The 19,900-nt window shown below is 58.1% G+C and carries 17 protein-coding genes; 7 read left to right on the top strand and 10 right to left on the bottom strand.

Features of this window, described 5'->3' with window-relative positions:
- Positions 1-10 precede the first annotated feature (10 nt).
- Positions 11-940, top strand: coding sequence for an electron transfer flavoprotein subunit alpha/FixB family protein (locus AC27VJ_RS20805; RefSeq protein ID WP_113089212.1), 930 nt, complete (start codon positions 11-13; stop codon positions 938-940).
- Between the two features lie 120 nt (positions 941-1,060).
- Complete coding sequence (locus AC27VJ_RS20800; protein WP_113089211.1) at positions 1,061-1,942, top strand: 3-hydroxybutyryl-CoA dehydrogenase; 882 nt, start codon at positions 1,061-1,063, stop codon at positions 1,940-1,942.
- Positions 1,943-1,951: 9 nt separating this feature from the next.
- Here AC27VJ_RS20800 and tlpA read toward each other — a convergent pair whose 3' ends face one another.
- Complete coding sequence (gene tlpA / locus AC27VJ_RS20795; protein WP_488685610.1) at positions 1,952-2,620, bottom strand: thiol:disulfide interchange protein TlpA; 669 nt, start codon at positions 2,618-2,620, stop codon at positions 1,952-1,954.
- A 24-nt stretch (positions 2,621-2,644) separates the two neighbouring features.
- Here tlpA and argH point away from each other — a divergent pair, with 24 nt between their 5' ends.
- The 4 genes from argH (at position 2,645) to AC27VJ_RS20775 (ending at position 8,468) form a co-directional block, all read left to right on the top strand.
- Positions 2,645-4,045: an argininosuccinate lyase gene (gene argH / locus AC27VJ_RS20790; RefSeq protein ID WP_488685609.1), complete on the top strand. Its 1,401-nt coding sequence runs from the start codon at positions 2,645-2,647 to the stop codon at positions 4,043-4,045.
- A 95-nt stretch (positions 4,046-4,140) separates the two neighbouring features.
- Positions 4,141-4,338, top strand: coding sequence for an LPS translocon maturation chaperone LptM (gene lptM / locus AC27VJ_RS20785; RefSeq protein WP_488685608.1), 198 nt, complete (start codon positions 4,141-4,143; stop codon positions 4,336-4,338).
- 11 nt (positions 4,339-4,349) lie between these two features.
- Positions 4,350-5,618 (top strand): diaminopimelate decarboxylase, encoded by a 1,269-nt coding sequence (gene lysA, locus AC27VJ_RS20780; RefSeq protein ID WP_488685607.1) that lies wholly within the window; start codon positions 4,350-4,352, stop codon positions 5,616-5,618.
- A 165-nt stretch (positions 5,619-5,783) separates the two neighbouring features.
- The gene (locus AC27VJ_RS20775) at positions 5,784-8,468 is read left to right on the top strand and encodes a TIGR02302 family protein (protein WP_488685606.1); all 2,685 of its coding nucleotides are present in this window, start codon (positions 5,784-5,786) and stop codon (positions 8,466-8,468) included.
- An 80-nt stretch (positions 8,469-8,548) separates the two neighbouring features.
- Here AC27VJ_RS20775 and AC27VJ_RS20770 read toward each other — a convergent pair whose 3' ends face one another.
- The 7 genes from AC27VJ_RS20770 to AC27VJ_RS20740 all read right to left on the bottom strand — a co-directional run bounded on the left by AC27VJ_RS20770 (position 8,549) and on the right by AC27VJ_RS20740 (position 16,898).
- The gene (locus tag AC27VJ_RS20770; protein WP_488685605.1) at positions 8,549-10,063 is read right to left on the bottom strand and encodes an amidase; all 1,515 of its coding nucleotides are present in this window, start codon (positions 10,061-10,063) and stop codon (positions 8,549-8,551) included.
- Positions 10,060-11,379, bottom strand: coding sequence for an NAD(P)/FAD-dependent oxidoreductase (locus AC27VJ_RS20765; RefSeq protein ID WP_488685604.1), 1,320 nt, complete (start codon positions 11,377-11,379; stop codon positions 10,060-10,062). The genes AC27VJ_RS20770 and AC27VJ_RS20765 overlap by 4 nt, the downstream gene beginning before the upstream one ends.
- A complete protein-coding gene (locus tag AC27VJ_RS20760; RefSeq protein WP_488685603.1) occupies positions 11,369-12,394 on the bottom strand; it encodes an ABC transporter ATP-binding protein in 1,026 nt (341 codons plus the stop codon). Before AC27VJ_RS20760 ends, AC27VJ_RS20765 begins: the two co-directional genes overlap by 11 nt.
- Before the next feature lie 19 nt (positions 12,395-12,413).
- Positions 12,414-13,391 carry an ABC transporter ATP-binding protein gene (locus AC27VJ_RS20755; RefSeq protein ID WP_488685602.1) on the bottom strand — a complete coding sequence of 326 codons (978 nt, stop codon included), beginning with the start codon at positions 13,389-13,391 and terminating at the stop codon, positions 12,414-12,416.
- On the bottom strand, positions 13,391-14,308 hold the full coding sequence (locus AC27VJ_RS20750) for an ABC transporter permease (RefSeq protein ID WP_488685601.1): 918 nt from the start codon (positions 14,306-14,308) through the stop codon (positions 13,391-13,393). Before AC27VJ_RS20750 ends, AC27VJ_RS20755 begins: the two co-directional genes overlap by 1 nt.
- A gap of 14 nt (positions 14,309-14,322) precedes the next feature.
- The gene (locus AC27VJ_RS20745) at positions 14,323-15,300 is read right to left on the bottom strand and encodes an ABC transporter permease (RefSeq protein WP_488685600.1); all 978 of its coding nucleotides are present in this window, start codon (positions 15,298-15,300) and stop codon (positions 14,323-14,325) included.
- Positions 15,301-15,380: 80 nt separating this feature from the next.
- Positions 15,381-16,898 carry an ABC transporter substrate-binding protein gene (locus AC27VJ_RS20740; protein ID WP_488685599.1) on the bottom strand — a complete coding sequence of 506 codons (1,518 nt, stop codon included), beginning with the start codon at positions 16,896-16,898 and terminating at the stop codon, positions 15,381-15,383.
- Between the two features lie 177 nt (positions 16,899-17,075).
- On the opposite strand from AC27VJ_RS20740, the gene AC27VJ_RS20735 reads away from it, so the two are divergent.
- Positions 17,076-17,843 (top strand): IclR family transcriptional regulator, encoded by a 768-nt coding sequence (locus AC27VJ_RS20735; protein WP_488685598.1) that lies wholly within the window; start codon positions 17,076-17,078, stop codon positions 17,841-17,843.
- A gap of 7 nt (positions 17,844-17,850) precedes the next feature.
- Here AC27VJ_RS20735 and kynU read toward each other — a convergent pair whose 3' ends face one another.
- Together kynU and AC27VJ_RS20725 are read right to left on the bottom strand one after the other, a co-directional pair.
- Positions 17,851-19,047 carry a kynureninase gene (gene kynU / locus AC27VJ_RS20730; protein ID WP_488685597.1) on the bottom strand — a complete coding sequence of 399 codons (1,197 nt, stop codon included), beginning with the start codon at positions 19,045-19,047 and terminating at the stop codon, positions 17,851-17,853.
- A 2-nt stretch (positions 19,048-19,049) separates the two neighbouring features.
- A complete protein-coding gene (locus AC27VJ_RS20725; protein ID WP_488685596.1) occupies positions 19,050-19,889 on the bottom strand; it encodes a tryptophan 2,3-dioxygenase in 840 nt (279 codons plus the stop codon).
- Between the last annotated feature and the right edge of the window lie 11 nt (positions 19,890-19,900).

Here is a 19,900-nt window from a genome sequence, read left to right as displayed (position 1 = left end):
AGATTTTACCATGGCCATTCTTCTTCTGGCAGAACACGACAACGCAACCCTTTCCGACCAGACGGCAAAGACACTGACGGCGGCAACACAGATTGGCGGCGATGTGACCGTGCTGGTCGCCGGTTCCAACGCCAAGGCTGCTGCTGACGAAGCCGCCAAGCTGTCCGGCGTTTCCAAGGTCTTGCTGGCCGACGACGCATCCTATGCCAACCAGCTGGCAGAACCGCTCGCGGCATTGCTTGTTTCGCTCAGCGCTTCCTATGACGTCATCATCGCGCCAGCCACGGCATCCGCCAAGAACGTCCTGCCCCGCGTGGCAGCACTTCTGGATGTGGCGCAGATTTCCGAAATCATCGAAGTCATCTCCGCCGATACGTTCAAGCGCCCGATCTATGCGGGTAACGCCATCCAGACCGTACAGGCCAGCGACGCGAAAAAGGTCATCACCGTTCGCACCTCGACCTTTGCTCCGGCACAGGCTGGCGGTTCGGCTTCCGTTGAAACCGTCGCTGCTGCTGAAAACCCGGCAGTCTCGTCCTTCGTTTCGGACGCTCTTGCATCCTCCGACCGCCCGGAGCTGACGTCTGCCAAGATCATCATCTCCGGTGGTCGCGCGCTCGGTTCTTCGGAAAAGTTCAAAGAAGTCCTGCTTCCTGTCGCGGACAAGCTGGGTGCAGCCGTTGGCGCATCGCGTGCGGCAGTCGATGCCGGTTATGCTCCCAACGATTGGCAGGTCGGTCAGACCGGCAAGGTCGTTGCTCCGCAGCTTTACATCGCGGCAGGCATTTCCGGCGCTATCCAGCATCTGGCTGGCATGAAGGACTCGAAGGTCATCGTCGCCATCAACAAAGATGAGGAAGCACCGATCTTCCAGGTTGCGGATTACGGCCTCGTGGCTGATCTGTTCGACGCCCTGCCAGAGCTCGAAAAAGCGCTTTGATCATAACAATCATGAAAGCGGCGCGTTTTTCTAAACGCGCCGCTTTTGTTTTACGGTAATATGCGTAACATCCCGCGCAATATGACGCGCACCAAGCACATCCCACAGGAGAAACACATCATGGCCGCCCCAATCAAGAACATCGGTATCATTGGAGCCGGTCAGATGGGCTGCGGCATTGCGCATGTGTCTGCACTGGCGGGCTACAAGGTTCATATCTACGACCTCGCGAAGGATCGCATCGAAGCCGGTCTTGCCACCATCAACGGTAACCTTGCCCGGCAGGTCAGCAATGGCAAAATGGCCGATGATGATCGCAAGGCGGCACTGTCGCGCATAGGCGGCTCCTCGGATATCAACGATCTCGCCGCAATGGATCTGGTGATCGAGGCCGCGACCGAGCACGAGGAAACCAAGCGCAAGATTTACGCGCAAGTCTGCCCGGTTCTAAAACCAGAAGCGCTTCTCGCCACCAACACGTCTTCGCTCTCCATCACCCGCCTTGCTTCGGCAACAGACCGCCCGGAACAGTTCATGGGCATCCATTTCATGAACCCGGTGCCGGTCATGAAGCTGGTGGAACTGGTGCGCGGTATCGCTACCGACGAACCGACCTTTGAAAGCGCCAAGGAATATGTCCGCACGCTGGACAAGGCGATTACGGTTGCCGAAGACTTCCCGGCCTTCATCGTCAACCGCATTCTTCTGCCGATGATCAACGAGGCGATCTATACGCTTTATGAAGGTGTGGGTTCGGTTGAGGCCATCGACACCGCCATGAAACTCGGCGCGAACCATCCCATGGGCCCATTGCAACTGGCCGACTTCATCGGTCTCGACACCTGCCTGTCGATCATGCAGGTTCTGCATGATGGTCTGGCAGACAGCAAATATCGCCCCTGCCCGCTTCTGGTCAAATATGTCGAAGCCGGTTGGCTTGGCCGCAAATCCGGCCGTGGCTTCTATGATTACCGCGGCGAAACACCCGTCCCGACGCGGTAAATCCTCGGCTCACTTTGCTTTCGCAAATTCTACGAGTGTTTTGGCGTCCTGGCTGTCCCAGGCCGCCGGGCCATTCATGGAAGCCATTAGGCAGCCCTGGTCATCGATCAACAGCGTCGCGGGAAGGCCGAAAGCAAGCCCTTCCTTTTTCAGCACGTTGAATACGCCCATGGAACTGTCGCGGTAGAGCTTGAGGGAATCGATCCCGTATTCGCTCATGAAGCTTTTCGGCTTCGCGTCGTCGCCCGTATCGATATTGACGGTCACGACTTCGAAGTTGTCAGCGCCCTTTTCCTTTTCGAGGGCATTGAGCGCTGGCATCTCCTCACGGCATGGCACGCACCATGTGGCCCAGAGATTGAGCAGCACCGTCTTGCCCTTGAAGTCGGTTTCGGTCATCGCAGCACCATCAGCGCCCTTGAATGACAGTGGAATGACCCGCGGTCGTTCGCTGGCCGACATGGCGGCAACCTGACCCCTCAGAAGTGGCTTGAGGGAGGCGATACGCTTGGCAGCCCCCTCACATAAACCGGCTTGCGCCACTGCTGCCCCTTGAACCTGACCCTCAGACCCAATAAGCCTGAACGCCACAACACCCGCGCCGCAGACGACACCGGCGATAGCGGCAATTGCAACAAGTCTGGCGGAAGGAAGCCTGAGCGGCTTTTTTTCTGTCATTGAATACTCCAGGGCAGGCAAAGAATGGCTGACGGCATCGAACAAAAATCCTCCAACCAGATGTGGGGCGGACGTTTCGCTTCCGGTCCTTCGGCCATCATGGAAGAGATAAATGCCTCCATCGGCTTCGACAAGAAGCTTTATGCGCAGGACATCCGCGGCTCAATAGCGCATGCCACCATGCTGGCCGCAAAATCCATTATTTCGGATGAAGATAAAGACAAGATCATTCACGGCCTGAACACGATCCTGTCAGAAATCGAAGCCGGAACCTTCGAGTTCTCCCGCAAGCTTGAAGATATTCACATGAATATCGAGGCTCGCCTGGCCAATCTCATCGGCCCCGCCGCCGGTCGCCTGCACACGGCCCGTTCGCGCAATGACCAAGTAGCACTCGATTTTCGCCTCTGGGTGAAGGAAGAGCTTCAGAAAACCGAGGGCATGCTGACAGCCCTGATCGCAGCGTTCCTCGACCGCGCCGAAGAGCACGCCGACACCGTCATGCCGGGCTTCACCCATCTCCAGACCGCGCAGCCGGTGACCTTCGGTCATCACTGCATGGCCTATGTTGAGATGTTCGGGCGCGACCGCGCGCGCGTTCGCCACGCTATCGAGCATATGGATGAAAGCCCGATTGGGGCTGCGGCACTTGCAGGCACCGGTTATCCCATCGACCGTCACATGACCGCCAATGCGCTGGGCTTCCGCGAGCCGACCCGCAACTCCATCGATACGGTCTCCGACCGTGACTTTGCGCTGGAGTTTCTGTCGATTGCCTCTATCTGCGCCACGCATCTTTCGCGTCTGGCAGAAGAAATCGTCATCTGGTCGACACCGCAATTCGGTTTTATCCGCCTGTCCGACGCGTTTTCGACCGGCTCTTCCATCATGCCGCAGAAGAAAAACCCGGATGCGGCAGAACTGGTGCGCGCCAAGACGGGCCGTATCAACGGTTCGCTGATCGCACTTCTGACCATCATGAAGGGTCTGCCCCTCGCCTATTCCAAAGATATGCAGGAAGACAAGGAACAGGTCTTCGATTCCGCCGAAAGCCTGGAACTGGCCATTGCTGCCATGACCGGCATGGTGCGTGATCTGGAAGTGCGCGCCGACAAGATGCGCGCCGCTGCCGGTTCCGGCTATTCCACGGCCACCGATCTGGCCGACTGGCTGGTGCGTGAAGCGGGCCTGCCCTTCCGCGATGCCCACCATGCCACCGGCCATGCCGTTGCGTTGGCTGAAAAAAAGGGCTGCGACCTCGCCGATCTCTCTCTGGAAGAGTTGCAAGCCATCAACCCAGCCATCACGGCAGGCATCTTCGATGTTCTGTCGGTCGAGGCATCGGTTGCCAGCCGCACCAGCTTCGGCGGCACCGCCCCGTCTGAAGTGCGCAAGCAGATCGCCTGGTGGCGCGGTAAAAACTAATCAATCCAGCGTTCGACGAACATCACAAGAAACAGGGTGCACAAGCGCCCTGTTTTTCGTTATCAGGAATGCAGAGATTTCCTTTGGACAGGCCCATGCTTTCAAAAACCTTGCGTACCTTCATTGTTCCCGTCGGCGTGGCGCTTGCCGTTAGCCTTGCTCTTTCAGGCTGTGGCCGCAAAGGCGACATCGATCCGCCGAGCACGCCGAAAGAGCAGCGCAATATCCGCTCGACCAATGGCAAGGTGCAGCCGACGCCGGAGCGGCCTTTCATTCTCGATAAGCTCCTTTAAGGTCCAGCGCTGTGAACCATTTTCACTATATCGACGGCGTGCTTCACGCCGAAAACGTCCCCGTGCCTGAAATCGCAAAGTCCGTTGGAACGCCGTTCTACGTCTATTCTACAGCGACGCTGGAGCGACATTACAAGGTCTTTTCAGAAGCTTTTGCCGATGTAGACTCCATGGTCTGCTATGCGATGAAGGCCAATTCCAACCAGGCCGTTTTGAAAACACTGGCAAAGCTCGGCGCCGGCATCGATGTCGTTTCCGGTGGTGAGTTGCGCCGCGCGCTGGCAGCGGGCGTCCCCGCAAGCCGCATCATGTTTTCCGGCGTAGGCAAGACCGTTGCCGAAATGGATTTTGCGCTGGAAGCGGGTATCTACTGCTTCAACATCGAGTCCGAACCGGAACTGGAAGTTCTCAACCTTCGCGCCGTGAAGGCGGGTAGGAAGGCCCATGTGTCCTTCCGCATCAATCCGGATGTGGATGCAGGCACCCATGCCAAGATTTCCACCGGCAAGAAGGAAAACAAGTTCGGCATTTCCTATGAGCGGGCACGCGCCGTCTATAGCCACGCCGCCACTCTGCCCGGAATTCAGGTCAGCGGCATCGACATGCATATCGGTAGCCAGATCACCGAATTGCAGCCCTTCGAGGATGCCTTCCGGCTGCTGCGCGAGCTTGTCGAAGCCCTGCGCGGAGATGGCCACACGATCAGCCATGTCGATATTGGCGGCGGGCTGGGCATTCCCTACCGCGAAGACAACAATCCGCCGCCCTTGCCGGATGCCTATGCCTATATCGTCAAGAACGAGCTGCAGAGCCTCAACTGCAAGATCATCACAGAACCGGGCCGTCTAATCGTCGGCAACGCCGGAATTTTGGTGACGGAAGTCATCTATGTGAAGGATGGTGGCGACAAGACCTTCGTGATCGTGGACGCGGCGATGAACGATCTCATTCGCCCGACGCTGTATGAGGCCTACCACGCTATTCGCCCGGTCGTGCAATCAACCACTGACGCCCCGCGCATCAAGGCAGACGTCGTTGGCCCGGTCTGCGAAACCGGCGATTATCTGGCACTGGACCGTGAAATGGCAGCGCCCCAACCGGGTGACCTGATCGCCGTCAGCTCCGCCGGAGCCTATGGTGCCGTGCAGGCCGGAACGTACAATTCGCGCCTTCTCGTACCGGAAGTCCTGGTGAAAGGTGACCAGTTCCACGTCATCCGCCCGCGTGGCACCTATGAGGAGCTGATTGCGCTTGACTCGGTCCCCACCTGGCTCGATTGAGTTTTGAACGATCACAATTGAGCGAATAGGTCTGAAAAATGGGGGTGAGCGCAGGCTTGCCCTCGTCTTCGCCATAAAGAGTGTTATCTTCATTTCCGTTGCACTGAGTTCAATCGCTGTTTGGGAATGGCGAAATCGGGTGGCCAGAACCGGGAGAACGGATTGATGACCACATCCAGGCAGGGCGGAAAAGGCGCTTTCGAAAACAGGCCGGACCTTGCACGCCGCGTGGCGGGCAAGCGCTTTTTCGCCAAGCTCGTTCTCTTTGCCGAGCGCCTTGCGCCCAAAACCCTGCTGCCCCTTTCACTCGCTGCGGTATTTGTCTCCCTTGCCTGGTTTGGCCTTTTCCGGCAGATGCCGGATTTCCTGCGCCTTGGTATTGTCTTTCTGCTCATCTTTTTCTTCATCACCGCTTTGCTGCCCATCGCGCGGTTAAGATGGCCGACGAAAGATGAGGCTTCACGCCTTTTGGAAACCCGTAACGGCCTTCCGCACCAACCCGTTGGCGTGCAGGAGGATGAGCCCGCTTTTGAAACGCCTTTCGCGCGCGCGCTGTGGAAAGAACACCAGTTGCGCATGGCCGAACGGATTGCAGCGCTGGATGCCGGCCTGCCGCAGCCGGACATCGCCAGCCACGACCGCAGTGCGCTACGCGCCATCCCGGCCCTCATTCTTGTCGCCGCCTTCGGCTTTTCCTTTTCGAATGGCGCGGGCGATATTGCCGATGCGTTCCGCAACCGCCCGTCCAGCGGACCGGCAAACCCGGATATTCGTCTCGACGCCTGGGTCACGCCGCCGTCCTATACCGGTCGCGCTCCGATCTTTCTCACCGGCAACAATGCAGCTGGACATGAGGCCGTCTCTCTGCCGCAATCGTCCAAACTCACCATCCGCATGACGGGTGGCGAAGGCAATGAAGAGGTCACCTTCGAGCCGCAAGAGGCCGGTCAGCTGCAAAAACTGACACCCGAAGGCGCTGAGAAGCCGGGTGCACAGGACGCTGCGAAAGTGGCGGAGACGACCGAGACACCGCTTGCACCGCGAACCTTCGCGATGGAAATAAAGGAAAGCGGCACCATTGAAGCCAATGGCCAGCAATGGCAGTTCAACGTCATCCCTGATAAAGCGCCAACGATTGCCTTCGACAATCTGCCACGTCGGGCAGTCAACGGTGCGCTGGAAATCGGCTTCACTGCCAAGGATGACTATGGCATCCGCGAAGCCCACGCCGTGATCGAGCCCATCGGCGTGGCCGAGGGCGCGACACCGCTTTATCCGCCACCGGAATTCAAGCTGGATCTGCCACGCCAGAACCCGCGTGACATGAAAGGCGTGACCAGCCGGAACCTGACCGAACATCCCATGGCGGGCAAACGGGTGCGCATTACGCTGGTTGCCACAGATGGTGCTGGCCAAACTGGTCGCAGCCCCTCTCAGGAAATGATCCTGCCCGGACGCAATTTCTCCGAACCGCTGGCCGGAGCCATTGTCGAACAGCGCCAGATTTTCTCACTCGACACCCGCCAGATGCCCAAGGCAATCGCCTATAACGAGGCTGTTGGGCTGCGTCCTGAAGAGACCATTCCCAACAAAACCCATTACCTTCTGCTGCAATCTGCACAGACGCGCATGAAGCTCGCCTACAATGAAGAGATGCTCAAGGACACCGCAGATTACCTGTGGCAAATTGCACTCGGCATCGAAGATGGTGATCTCTCTCAGGCCGAACAGCGGCTGCGCGACGCGCAGAACGCGCTCTCGGATGCGCTGGAGCGCAAGGCGCCCGACGAAGAAGTCGCCAAGCTGATGCAGGAACTTCGTGAAGCGATGAACGATTTCATGAAAGAGCTCGCCCAGCGCATGCAGAACGCACCGCAAGCTAATATGAATCAGCAAGCACAAAATGTGCTGCGGCAGCGCGATCTGGAAAACATGATGAACCAGATCGAGAACCTAGCGCGCTCCGGCAACCGCGATGCCGCGCAGGAAATGCTTTCGCAATTGCAGCGCATGATGAACAATCTTCAGGCCGGACGACCCCAGCGTGGCCAACAGGGACAACAGCAGCAGCAAAACAGCCAGTTGCGCCAGCAAATCGACAAGCTGGGTGAGATCATGCAGCAGCAACAAAAGCTGATGAATGAAACTTTCAAGCTGGACCAGGCCCTTCGTGACCGCATGCAGCGCGGCGACCCACAGCAGGGTGAAGAAGGCGGCGATCCGCAGATGGGCCAGAACAGCCAGCAACCGGGTCAGCAGGACCAGCAGCAGCAAGGGCAGAACGGTCAAAACCAGAATGGTCAGGGTCAGAACCCGACCGACCAGATGACAGCAGAGCAGCTGCGCGAGGCACTGAAAAACCTGCGCCAGCAACAGGATGGCCTTGGAAAGCAACTCGGCGATCTGCAAAAAGGCCTGCGCGATCTCGGCATGGAGCCCGGCCAGAATTTCGGCAAGGCCGAGCAGGAAATGAAGGGCGCTGGCCAGGCGCTCGGTCAAAGTCAGGGCGAACAGGCCGTCGAAGGTCAGGGCAATGCCCTTAATGCACTTCGTCAGGGCGCACAGGACATGATGGGCCAGATCATGCAGGCCATGCGGCAGCAGGGCCAGCAACCCGGTCAGGGTCAGGAAGGCATGATGGGCCAAGGCGGCCAGAACGGCCGCGATCCGCTTGGTCGCCCGCGCGAAAGCAGCGGCCCGGATTTCGGCGACAATCAGGTCCGCGTGCCGGATGAAATTGATGTCCAGCGCGCCCGCGAGATTCTCGAAGCCATCCGCGAAAAGCTCGGTAACAACCCGCCCGGAGAGGTCGAGCGCCGATATCTGGAGCGCTTGCTGGACATTCAGTAAGCTGCTCTAGCGCAGGCCAAAAGCCTAAAGGTTCGTCACGAAGTCTGCGTCAGCAGACCCGTGAACGGATCGTTTAACGCTCAATCCCAGCTGTAAAAGCCCTTGGACAGGTTCAGCGGCGAAGCGTTTGTTAGGGCGTCAAGGTTCGGTAGAGGGCGTGCCGTCAGCGGATCGCCCACCAGCGCGCATTCCAGTGCATGTGCAACACCGAGCAGGAACCTGTCGGCGCCTCTGCGAGCTATGATCTGCAATCCGAACGGCATGCCGTGATGATCGACCCCGACAGGCAGCGACAGTGCCGGGCATCCGGCGATTGTCGTGGCATAGGCGCAGGCCAGCCAATGGTAATAGCTTCGTGTCGCCCGTCCCTCGATTTCACGCGGGTATAGCTCCCGCCAGGAGCGCGGCGAGACGGTGACGGCGGGTGCCAGAAGGATATCGTAATCTCCAGAGAATGCGTGCCAGCGGCGGTGATAGGCCGTCTGCTCGTTCAGCGCCCGGCTGACATCGCTAGCGCTATAGCCAAGTCCCTCGGCAACATTGGCATGAATATTCGGTCCGATCTGATCGCCGTGCTTTTCAATCATTTTCTCGAACATGCTGAGAGCCGCAACCGCGCGCAACACGGCAAATATGTCATCCGCGCCGTTGCAATCCGGCGTCGCTTCGGTGACAGAGCCGAAAAGATCAGAAAAGCGGGCGACCTTGTCCTTGAGCGCCCCGGCAATGGCAGTTTCAACCGGCGCAAATCCGAAGTCGGTTGTGACGGCCACCTTGAGCTGAGAAAGATCAACAGCCGGGGGCCCGCCTGCCCAATCCGCGCTGGAATAGGGCGTGTCCTCCCAAACGGGCGACAGCGGGTCACGTCCATCCCGTCCGGCCATCACCGAAAGCATCAGCGCCGTGTCCTGAACGGTCCGCGCCATGGGACCGAGGGTGGAAACCTGAAGCCACGCCGTTCCGCGCTTTTCACTCGGTATCAGGCCGGGCGTGGGGCGAAAGCCAACGATGCCGCAATAGGCGGCGGGGTTGCGCAACGAGCCTCCCGTATCAGAGCCGGATGCAAGAGGCATCATTCCACACGCGAGGGCAGCGGCCGATCCGCCGGACGAACCGGCAGCGGTTTTCGTTGTATCGAACGGGTTTCCGGTTGCGCCAAACACCGGATTGCGGGTGTTTCCGCCGGCTGCCCATTCCGGCACATTGGTTTTACCGATCACAACGCTACCTGCGTCCCGCAACCGCGCCACGAAGCCTTCATCCTTTTGAGGCATATGATCGCGAAAGACCACGCTGCCAAAGGTCGTCCTCAGCCCGCCGGTTTCCGCCGTATCCTTGATCCCGACGGGAAGGCCGTGAAGGGGGCCGAGCGGCGCGCCGCTCATCACCTCCTCCTCCATTCTGCGCGCCGTTGAAAGCGCCTTGTCGAAATCGCGCGTCACCACGGCATTGACGGCGTGATCGACTGCTTCGATGCGCTCGATGCAGCTCTGCACCAATTCCACCGGCGACAAGGCCTTTTGCCCTATCAGCCGGCGCGCAGTGGTGGCATCGAGATCGCAGGGGGATCCGTCGAAATGAGGTTGTTTTGTCATGCTGGTATGCTCTCCCGAGTCACTGTTTTTCGTTCAAAGCGGGCTGGCGAATAGGGTTCAACAGGTAAAAATGGCTGCTCTCCGCTCATGAGTTCCGCGAGCAACCGCCCGGTGACCGGGCCTTGGGTAAAGCCGTAATGCCCATGCCCAAAACCGAACCACAGGCCTTCGTGACGTGGTGCCGCGCCGATGACAGGCAGCATATCTGCCATGCAGGGTCGCGCGCCTAGCCATGGCTGCGCCTCCAGACACTCGCCCAGCGCCAGCGTCTCATGGGCACAATCAATCATTTTTTCCAGTTGGGAGGGCGTAGGCAATGCGTCCCGCGGAGCAAGTTCCACGCCCGTCATCACCCGCACACCCTGCACCATCGGCACGATAAGGCAGTGCCGGTCACGCACATAAATGGCGCGCCGCAGGGGTGGCGGGGTATTTTGAAAATGCTGGTGATACCCGCGCTTGGCGATGAAGGGCATGCGATAGCCCTGCTTGTGAACCAGATCCACAGACCATGGCCCCAGCGCCACCACCACTTTGGGCGCTCGCAATATACCGTCCGAGGCGGGAACCTCCCACACACCGTCAACACATCGAAGTCCAAGGGCATCGCCTTTTTGAAAGACACCTTGCTGAGCGATGAAAAGGCCATAGAGTCTGGTCATCAGGCCGCCAGGATCAACGATGCGGGCAGTATCGAGCCAATGAATGGCGCCCGCAAACCGCGTCTTTAACGCCGGCTCAAGTCGCGAAAGCGCGCTGCCATCGATCTTTCGTGCGTTTATGCCGTGATCTCTCGCCGCGTCCGCAGCACGGTCGGCCTCGTGCAGGTCCCGTTCGGTGCGACACAGTTCCAGCCAGCCATCTTCATTCAGAAGGTCGGATGCACCGGCTTTTTCGATCAACAGTCGATGCTCCGCAAGGGAAGCCCCACTCAGGCGTCTGAACGGCGAAGCGATTTTGGCGAGATTTCCGGCAGAGGACGCCCGTTTGTAGGCGAAAAGCCAAGGGAGAATTTTGGGCAGAAATCGATAGTCGGTTCTGACGGCGGTTGAGCGATTGAAAGCTAGACGTAAAAGGTTCGCGATGCCCTTGGGGAAAGGATGCGGCAACAGTGCAGATGTTTCGATGAAACTGGCATTGCCATAGCTGGTCGCTTTTCCCGGCTCCTGACGGTCGATGATCGCCACGCGAAGGCCACGCATCTGGAGGTACAGGGCCGTGGATATGCCAACGATACCCGCACCAAGGACAATCACATCGACGTCGGATGCTTTCGAGCCGCTGGAACGGGCTGCCGGACCTTCGTCACATCGCACTTGTCCGCTCCCTCGCCTGTAACTCATTCCGGAAGTGGCAAGCCGATAACCGCATCGGTCCACTGTCGAGCAAGGCCGGTCTTTCCTGAGAACAGATTAGTGCTGCAACGGGACAGCGCGGGTGGAAGTGGCATCCCGAAGGTGGCTCAAGTGGTGACGGTAGTTCGCCCTGAATGGCGGTAAACTGTCGTTTGCGCGGCTCAAGGGTCGGAATTTCCTGAAGAAGGGCGCGCGTATAGGGGTGGCGGGGATCGGCAAACAGTTGCTCGGTATCGGCCAGTTCGACAATCCGGCCCAGATACATGACCGCTATGCGGTCGCAGAAATTTTCGATCATGCCCAGGTCGTGGCTGACGAAAATATAGGTCAGATCGAGTTCACGCTTCAATTTCGAAAAGAGATTGAGAATTTGCGCCTGAATGGAAACGTCGAGCGCTGCGGTCGACTCGTCGCACACCAGAACGCGTGGCTTGACGGCAAGCGCGCGTGCAATGCCAATTCTGGCGCGCTGACCGCCTGAGAACTGGTGCGGGTAAAGATCGCGGCTGGCGGGATCGAGCCCGACCAGTTCCATCACGCCGCTGACATAGGAAACGAGATCACGGGCGGGGATGATCCCATGCACGACCGCCGCCTCGCCGATCAGATCGACGACGCGCTTACGCGGATTGAGTGCGGCCGTCGCATCCTGAAAGACCATCTGGATCGACAGGCTGGCTCGCTTTCGCTCGGCCTCGCTCATGGTGGCGACATCGCGTCCATCGAGAATGATGCGACCTTGAGACGGCGGCAGAATGCCAGACACGATCCGCGCCAATGTCGATTTTCCGCAGCCGGATTCGCCGACCAGCCCGATGATTTCTCCCCGTTGGATGTCCAGATTGAGATCGTCTACCGCGCGCACCACCACTTCCGAGGATGTTCGCATGATGAAATCGGATATTCGCTGCGCAAGATCGGGCGTGCCGCGAAACTGCCGGGACAGACCGTCCAGTGTGAGAATTGGTTGCTGCATGGCTTGGTCCACCTCTCTTCTATCTCGGGTGATGACAGCGAACGAAATGGCCGCCTGCGTTCGATGAAACCGGCAATGTGCTGGCACAGACCGTTGTGCTTGCCGCGCAACGGGGGTGGAAGGCGCAACCGCCCGGCATATTGCCGAGATTGGGTGTCGTTCCGGGTATCTGTGCAAGCGGCTGCCCCCGACGATTGCGGCTTGGCACAGACGCAATCAAGCCTGCGGTGTAATGGTGGGCAGGATTGACCAGAATGTCCGATACAGTGCCGCTCTCGACGATACGTCCCGCATACATAACCGCTATTCGATCAGCCAGACCGGCCACGACCGAGAGGTCATGGGTAATCCACACCAGCGCCGTGTTGCTCTGGGCAGCAAGCTTTTGGACCTCCGCAAGAATCTGCGCCTGTATCGTGACATCGAGTGCTGTCGTCGGCTCATCCGCAATCAACACCGAGGGGCGATGCAGAAGCGCAATGGCGATTGCCACGCGCTGGCGCATGCCGCCGGAGAACTGATGTGGATAGGCTTCCAACCGCGATTCCGGTGATGGGATGCCGACGGCTTTCAGGGCCTCAATCGCCTTGGCTCTTGATGCTTTGGCCGACAGGCGCTCATGTGCACTGATGGCTTCGATGATCTGCGTATCGATGCGCAAAACCGGGTTCAGCGTCGAGATGGGATCCTGAAAGATCATGGCAATGCGATTGCCGCGAAGCCTTCTGAATTCCCGATCCGGGAGAGCGGCAATATTCTCGCCATCAAGTTTGATGCCTTTGGCTGAGACGACACCAGGAGGATCGATGAGGCCCATCAGGGCAAGACCTGTCACGGATTTGCCGGAGCCGGATTCGCCGACGACACCGAGAACCTCGCCTGGGTTGACGTAAAAGCTCACATCCGTGACGGCGCTGACCCTGCCTTTGCGGGTTTTGAAGGAAACATTGAGATTTTCGACGCTGAGCGCCGGTTGTGTCGAAACAAGATCACCCATCAGCCTAAAAACCTCGGGTTAAGAACCACGCGCAGCCGATCACCGACCAGATTGATCGCGATGACGATGACGACGAGCGCGATGCCGGGATAGGTGGAGACCCAGTAATTGCCTGACAGTAGGAAATCATAACCGGAGGCAATGAGCATCCCCAGCGAAGGCTGCGTCACCGGCACGCCCACGCCCAGAAAGGACAATGTCGATTCCAGCGTGATGGCATGGGCAATCTGAACCGTGGAAACGACGATCAGCGGTGGAATACAATTGGGAAGCATGTGCCGCAGCAGGATACGGGACTGGGGAATTTCCAGACCGCGCGCGGCGGCGATATAGTCCTTGTTCTTTTCCACCAGAGCGGAGCCGCGCACGGTGCGGGCATAATAGGCCCATTGCACCGCCACCAGCGACAGCACGACCTTGTCCACTCCGCGACCGAAGACGGACAGCAGAACAAGCGCTATCAGGATGGATGGGAACGACAGCTGAAGATCGACGATACGCATGACCAGAGCATCGAAGCGGCCACCGATATAGGCCGAGAGAACGCCGATACACGCGCCGATGACACTGGCTATCGCAACCGCCGAAATACCAACGCCGAGTGAAATCCGCATACCATAGATAATAGCAGACAAGAGATCACGGCCCTGATCATCGGTGCCGAGCCATGCCGTGACACCGCTGGAAAGCTGCGAACCCGGAGGCAGCATATTGTCCATGATATCGAGCTGCATCAGATCATAGGGATTTTGCGGTGCAATCCAGGCGGCAAAGATGGCCGCGAGAGCAAGTAGCCCAAAAAATATCAATCCAATGGCCGCTTCCGGGCTAGACACCAGATCGCGGGCTTGCCGAACCAGCAGGCGTTCGCCTTTGTGAACAGGAGCGGCAGTAGGGGCATTTTCGCTGATTGTCATAATCATATCCCTTTTCATGAGTTTCCACCGCCCAGCCTGACCCGGGGGTCAAGCGCGACGTAAAGGAGATCGACGACGAGGTTGATGACGACGAATATGACGGTCGTGACCATCAGATAGGCAACCACCACCGGACGGTCGAGGCGGTTGATGGATTCGATCAGCAACTTGCCCATGCCCGGATAGGAGAAGACCGTTTCGATGACGACCGTGAACGCAATCATCGCGCCGAACTCCATGCCCAGTATGGTGATGACCGGGATCATCATGTTTTTCAGCAGATGCAGACGAATGATGCGGAATTGAGAGATGCCTTTGGCGCGCGCAAAACGGATATATTCCTGGGTCATAACCTCACGCGTCCCGGCTTCGCATAGCCGCACGACAAGCGAGGATTTATAGAGCGCCAAGGTCATGGCCGGTAGGATGAGGTGCCGTATGCCCTCCCACGACCCCAGCGAAAGCTGCAGGCCAAGGAAGCTTTCGGTCGGGCCGCGACCACCCGAAGGAAGCCAGCCCAGATAGACCGAGAAGAACAGGATGAGCATCAGCCCGATCCAGAAATTGGGCAGCGAGAAGCCGAGGATCGAGGTGGACATGATCGCCCGTCCCGCCACCGATTTCGGCTTCATGCCGGCAATGACACCCAGCGGCACGCCGATACAGACCGAGAGAATGAGGGCAACGACAGCCAGTTCCAGAGTGGCAGGCAGTCTTTCCACGATAACCGCGAGGGCGGGCTTTCCGTAGGTAAAGGAACTGCCGAGATCACCCTTGAGAGCGTTGGAAATGAAGGAAGTGAACTGTACCGGCAAGGGTTGATCCAGACCGAACCGGGCGGCGAGTGCGGCTCGCTCGGCCTGGTCGGCATCGGGGCTGGCCAGCACATCGACCGGGTTTCCCAGCGCGAAGATTGCCAGGAAGACCAGAACTGCCATGGTGAATAGAACAAGAATACCCTGCCCTATCCGTCGTATCAGGAAGGCTAACATGGATATGACCAATCGCGTTGCGGCGTCAGGTGACGCAAGGGAAAAGGGCGTGCTTCACGCAAGCACGCCCGCGCTAGCATCTACGTCTTGGGTATGAACATCGCAGCGGAGGTGCGCTCATCCATGCGCGGAATGATCTCCACATCCTTGCGCGCAGCCCAGGTCGAACCCTGGAAGTAGAGCGGCACGATGGCCATGTCGTCGATGACCGTGTGGACCGCAGCCTTGAGCATGTCGTTGCGTTTCTGGTCGTCCATTTCCGATGTCAAGGCAACGAGCTGCTCGTTGAGCTTGGGGTTGCAGTAATGCCCCCAATTGCCAACGCCCCAGCCCCGTTGCTTGTCCGGACAGGCCACCAGCATGCGAATTCCGGTGGAGGCTTCGGATGTCTGGACACCCCAGGCCATCATCACGGATGAATATTCGCCCTTGTTGCCACGGGTGTTGACCGAAGCGAACGGACCCGCATCCACATCGGTGCGAATCCCGATGCGGGTCAGCATCTGGGCGATGCCCTGGGCAACGCGTTCGTCATTGATCAGGCGGTTGTTGGGTGTTCCGAGCGTCAGACGAAATCCATCAGGATAACCGGCCTCTGCCAGCAATTTTTTGGCGGCAGCCGGGTCGAATGGCACTTTTTCGAGTTCCGGGTCGTAACCCATCATCTGGTCGGTGGCCATGTTGTTGGTGGGGTAGGCAAGTCCCATCATCAGGCGGTCGTTGATGGCCTTGCGGTCGATCGCCATATTGATCGCCTTGCGCACACGAATGTCCTTGAAAGGGTTGCTCGCGAGCGGCTTTCCATCAATTGCCTTCACGCCCGGTGTCGTGTCGCGACCGCTGTCGAGAAACAGGAACACCATGCGGTTGGATTTTTTCGATGCAAAGACAAAATCCGGGTTCGCCTTCAACTTCGGAATATCGGGCGTCGGAACGTTTTCGATGGCGTTGACATCGCCTGATAGCAGCGCCGTCATGCGGCTGCCGTCATTGGGCATGAAACGTAGCGTGACATTGTCCCATTTGGGCTTTCCGCCCCAGTAATCGTCAAAGCGCGTCGTGACGACACGGTCATCAGGCGTGTAGCTGACGAATTTGTAGGGGCCGGTTCCGACGACATATTTCGGAGAATTGAACTGCTCCGACTTCACGCCATCGCTTGCCTTTTTGCTCAACATGAAAATCGAGACGAGATCCGCTGGCAGCAGCGGATAGGGCGTCGCGGTGATCAGGCGGACGGTGTGCTCGTATACGATCTCCGTGCGAATGATGGAACGAGTGTAGATCGTGTAGCTCGAAGGGCTGTTCTCGATGGTGCTTGGACGCTTCAGCGACCAAACGACGTCTTCCGCCGTAAACTCGCTACCATCATGAAACTTCGCCTTCCGAAGTTTGAACTCCCACGTCGAATCTTCAATCTTCGTCCAGGATTCGGCGAGACCGGGGGTGATCCGGCTGTCCGAATCCATGATTGTCAACGTTTCGAAGATATTGCGCAGGACCGCGACATTCTGGTTTGCGTTGTGAAATTGCGGGTCCATCGAGGTCGCCGGAGAACTCATGGCGAGATTGAGATCAGCGGCCTGAGTGTTTTGCATCAGCATCGTCAGGACGAAGATTGCCCCAACGGCAGCTTTTGTTTTTGACAGGATAACTTTGGGTCTCACATGCATTTTGGCATTCCCCTTTTTTGTTCATGTCCTTTACAAGGAACATGATATCGTTATAAGGCATTTTAGGTTTCAAATATTCCGTCTGTCAATAGGAGGATTGGTATGAATATCAGAGCTAAGGGAACCGACAGGTTGCTGGACGTACTCGACGTGATGATGCAGCAGGAAAAACCGATTACGCGCAACGCCATAGCGGCAATCCTCGGCGCGCCACGCACCACGATCTACAGCGTCATCGACACTCTGCTCACCCGCGGCTACCTTGATCAGATCGAGCCCGATGGCCTGATCGTTCCCGGTCGCAGATGCGGTTTGCTAGGCTTTGCCTATGATAAAAGTACGCCCCTGCTGCGCGAGGCAAAGGATGTGGTCAAAAAGCTCTCTGAAGCCACAGGCGAACTCGTCGAACTGGATGTGCTTCAGGACTGGAAGCAACTGATCCTCGTCTCCCGGTCCGGGCGTGGCCACACATATCGTGGTGCATCGGAGGGCACGCGTATGCCCCTTCCCTGGACTGCGTCAGCGCGCTTCCTCCTGCAAAATGTTTCCCGTGACGATCTGGCCCGCTTCATTCCGTCAGAGGATTTTTCGACCCCATCGGGCCAGCCGACCTCACTGGACATTCTCAGCCATGAGATCGGCCTTGCCCGCGAAACCGGCTTCTGGATCGCGCGCGGCCTGGTCGACCCCTACATCGGTTGCGTCGCTGCCCCCGTGAACAACAGGAAGGGACACTGCATCGGTGCCATCTGCCTGATCCTGCCCCTGCAGGAACTGGCAAAACGCGAAGAGGCCCTCACGGAGATGACTATCGAGGCGGCAAAAGCCCTGACAGCCTCCTGCACGTCGTTGCAGAACCCATCGTTTTGACGAAGGCTCATGTCACCGCCAGTTTCTTTTTGTATTTCGGGTCGTCCCAGAGGCCGTCATTGATCACCTTTGCCACGATCTCGACTGCGTTGGTGACATCGTCTTCGCCAATATAGAGAGGGCAGAAGCCGAAGCGCATGATATCGGGCGCGCGGAAATCACCGATGACGCCGTGGTCGATCAGTGCCTGAATGGCGGCGTAGCCATGCTCGAAAGCAAAGGAGACCTGCGATCCCCTGGTATCGCTTTGTCTGGGTGACGCCAGCTTGAGGTCTGGGCATCGCGACTCGACACCTGCAATGAACATTTCGCTGAGCATGACGGAGGCTTTTCTAACGTCGCTCATTTCTACGCCCTTCCATACCTCGAGGGCCTCATCCAGAATCGACAGTTGCACGATGGCCGGTGTCCCGACCCGCAGCCTCTCGATTGACATGGCGGGGCGATAGGCCAGTTCCATACCGAAGGGCGCATCATGCCCCATCCATCCGGCCAGAGCAGGCTCGATGCTCTCGATCACATCTGGACGGACATAAATAAAGGCTGGCGCGCCGGGGCCGCCGTTCAGATATTTGTATGAGCAGCCCACCGCAAATTCCGCACCGCAACCGGTCAGATCAAGTGGCACGGCACCCGCGCTATGGGCCAGATCCCATATGACCACCGCGCCGGCTTCCTGCGCCTTGCGCGTAATGGCGTGCATGTCGTGCAGTCGTCCCGTGCGATAATCGACCTGCGTCAACATCACCACCGCAACCGTCTCATCAATGTGGTCGGCAACCTGATCGGGAGATGGGGTGAGAAGACGGTGACCGCTGGAAATCGTATCGATCAATCCGCCGACCATATAAAGGTCCGAGGGGAAATTGCCACTATCCGACAGGATCACCTTACGATCTGGCCGCATTTTCAGCGCTGCCGCAACCGCCTGATAGACCTTAAGGGACAACGTATCGCCTGTCGTAACGGAACCCGCTGGAGCACCGATCATTCGTGCAATCTTGTCGCCTACCCGCTGGGGAAGGGACATCCAGCCAGCACTGTTCCATGCGCGGATCAGTTCCTGCCCCCACTCTTCGCCAATCGTCTTGGTGGCTCTTGCCAAAGCACTGGCTGGCAAAGGACCCAGCGAATTGCCATCGAGATAGATGACGCCATCAGGCAGATTGAAAAGCTCTTTTCTCAAAACCGTGTTCATCGTCATAATCACAATTCTCCGCGCAGGTGCCAAAGTTCAGGAAACAATTCGACGCCCAACATTTTTCGCAAATATTCGACCCCAGCCGTGCCGCCGGTGCCGCGTTTGAAACCAATCACGCGCTCCACGGTGGTGACGTGGTTGAAGCGCCAGCGGCGGAAATAATCCTCGATGTCCACCAGCTTTTCTCCAAGCTCGTACATCATCCAGTATTGATCGATATTTTCGTAAACCGTCTTCCAGCGCGCCTGAATTTCGGGAACTGCGGCATGGGGCGACCGCAATTGAGGTGGCGGCACATGCTCGTCCGTGCCATCGACCGTGCGGAACAGAAGCGTAATGACCTCGTCGTAAAAACTGGGTCGATCAAGCTCATCCACCAGCATTTGATGAATCTGGGGTCGATGTTCGTGCGGCTTGAGCAGGTTGGGGTTTCTGTTGCCGAGAATATATTCGATCATCCGGTTCTGGTAGGACTGAAACCCGGAGGACGGGCCGAGCGCTGCGCGAAACTTGGTGTAATCGGCAGGCGTCATGGTGCGCAAAACGTCCCATGCGCTGTTCAGCTGTTCGAAAATGCGCGACACGCGGGCCAGCATCTTGAACATGTTGGAGGTATCTCCGGCCTTCAGCGCGCGCCGGGCAGCGTCCATCTCATGGATAGCAAGCTTCATCCAGAGTTCGCTGGTCTGGTGCTGGATGATAAACAGCATCTCGTCATGGGCTTGGCTGAGCGGGTGTTGCTGACCGAGAATTCCATCGAGATGGAGGTAATCGCCATAGGACATTGCGTCCGCAAACGACATCTTTGCGCCCTCTGTACCCGGATCATAGACTTTCTCGACCATACAATTCTTAC

Source organism: Agrobacterium sp. 20P9.1.2, assembly GCF_057799395.1.
This window is presented reverse-complemented; position numbering and strand designations above follow the sequence as displayed.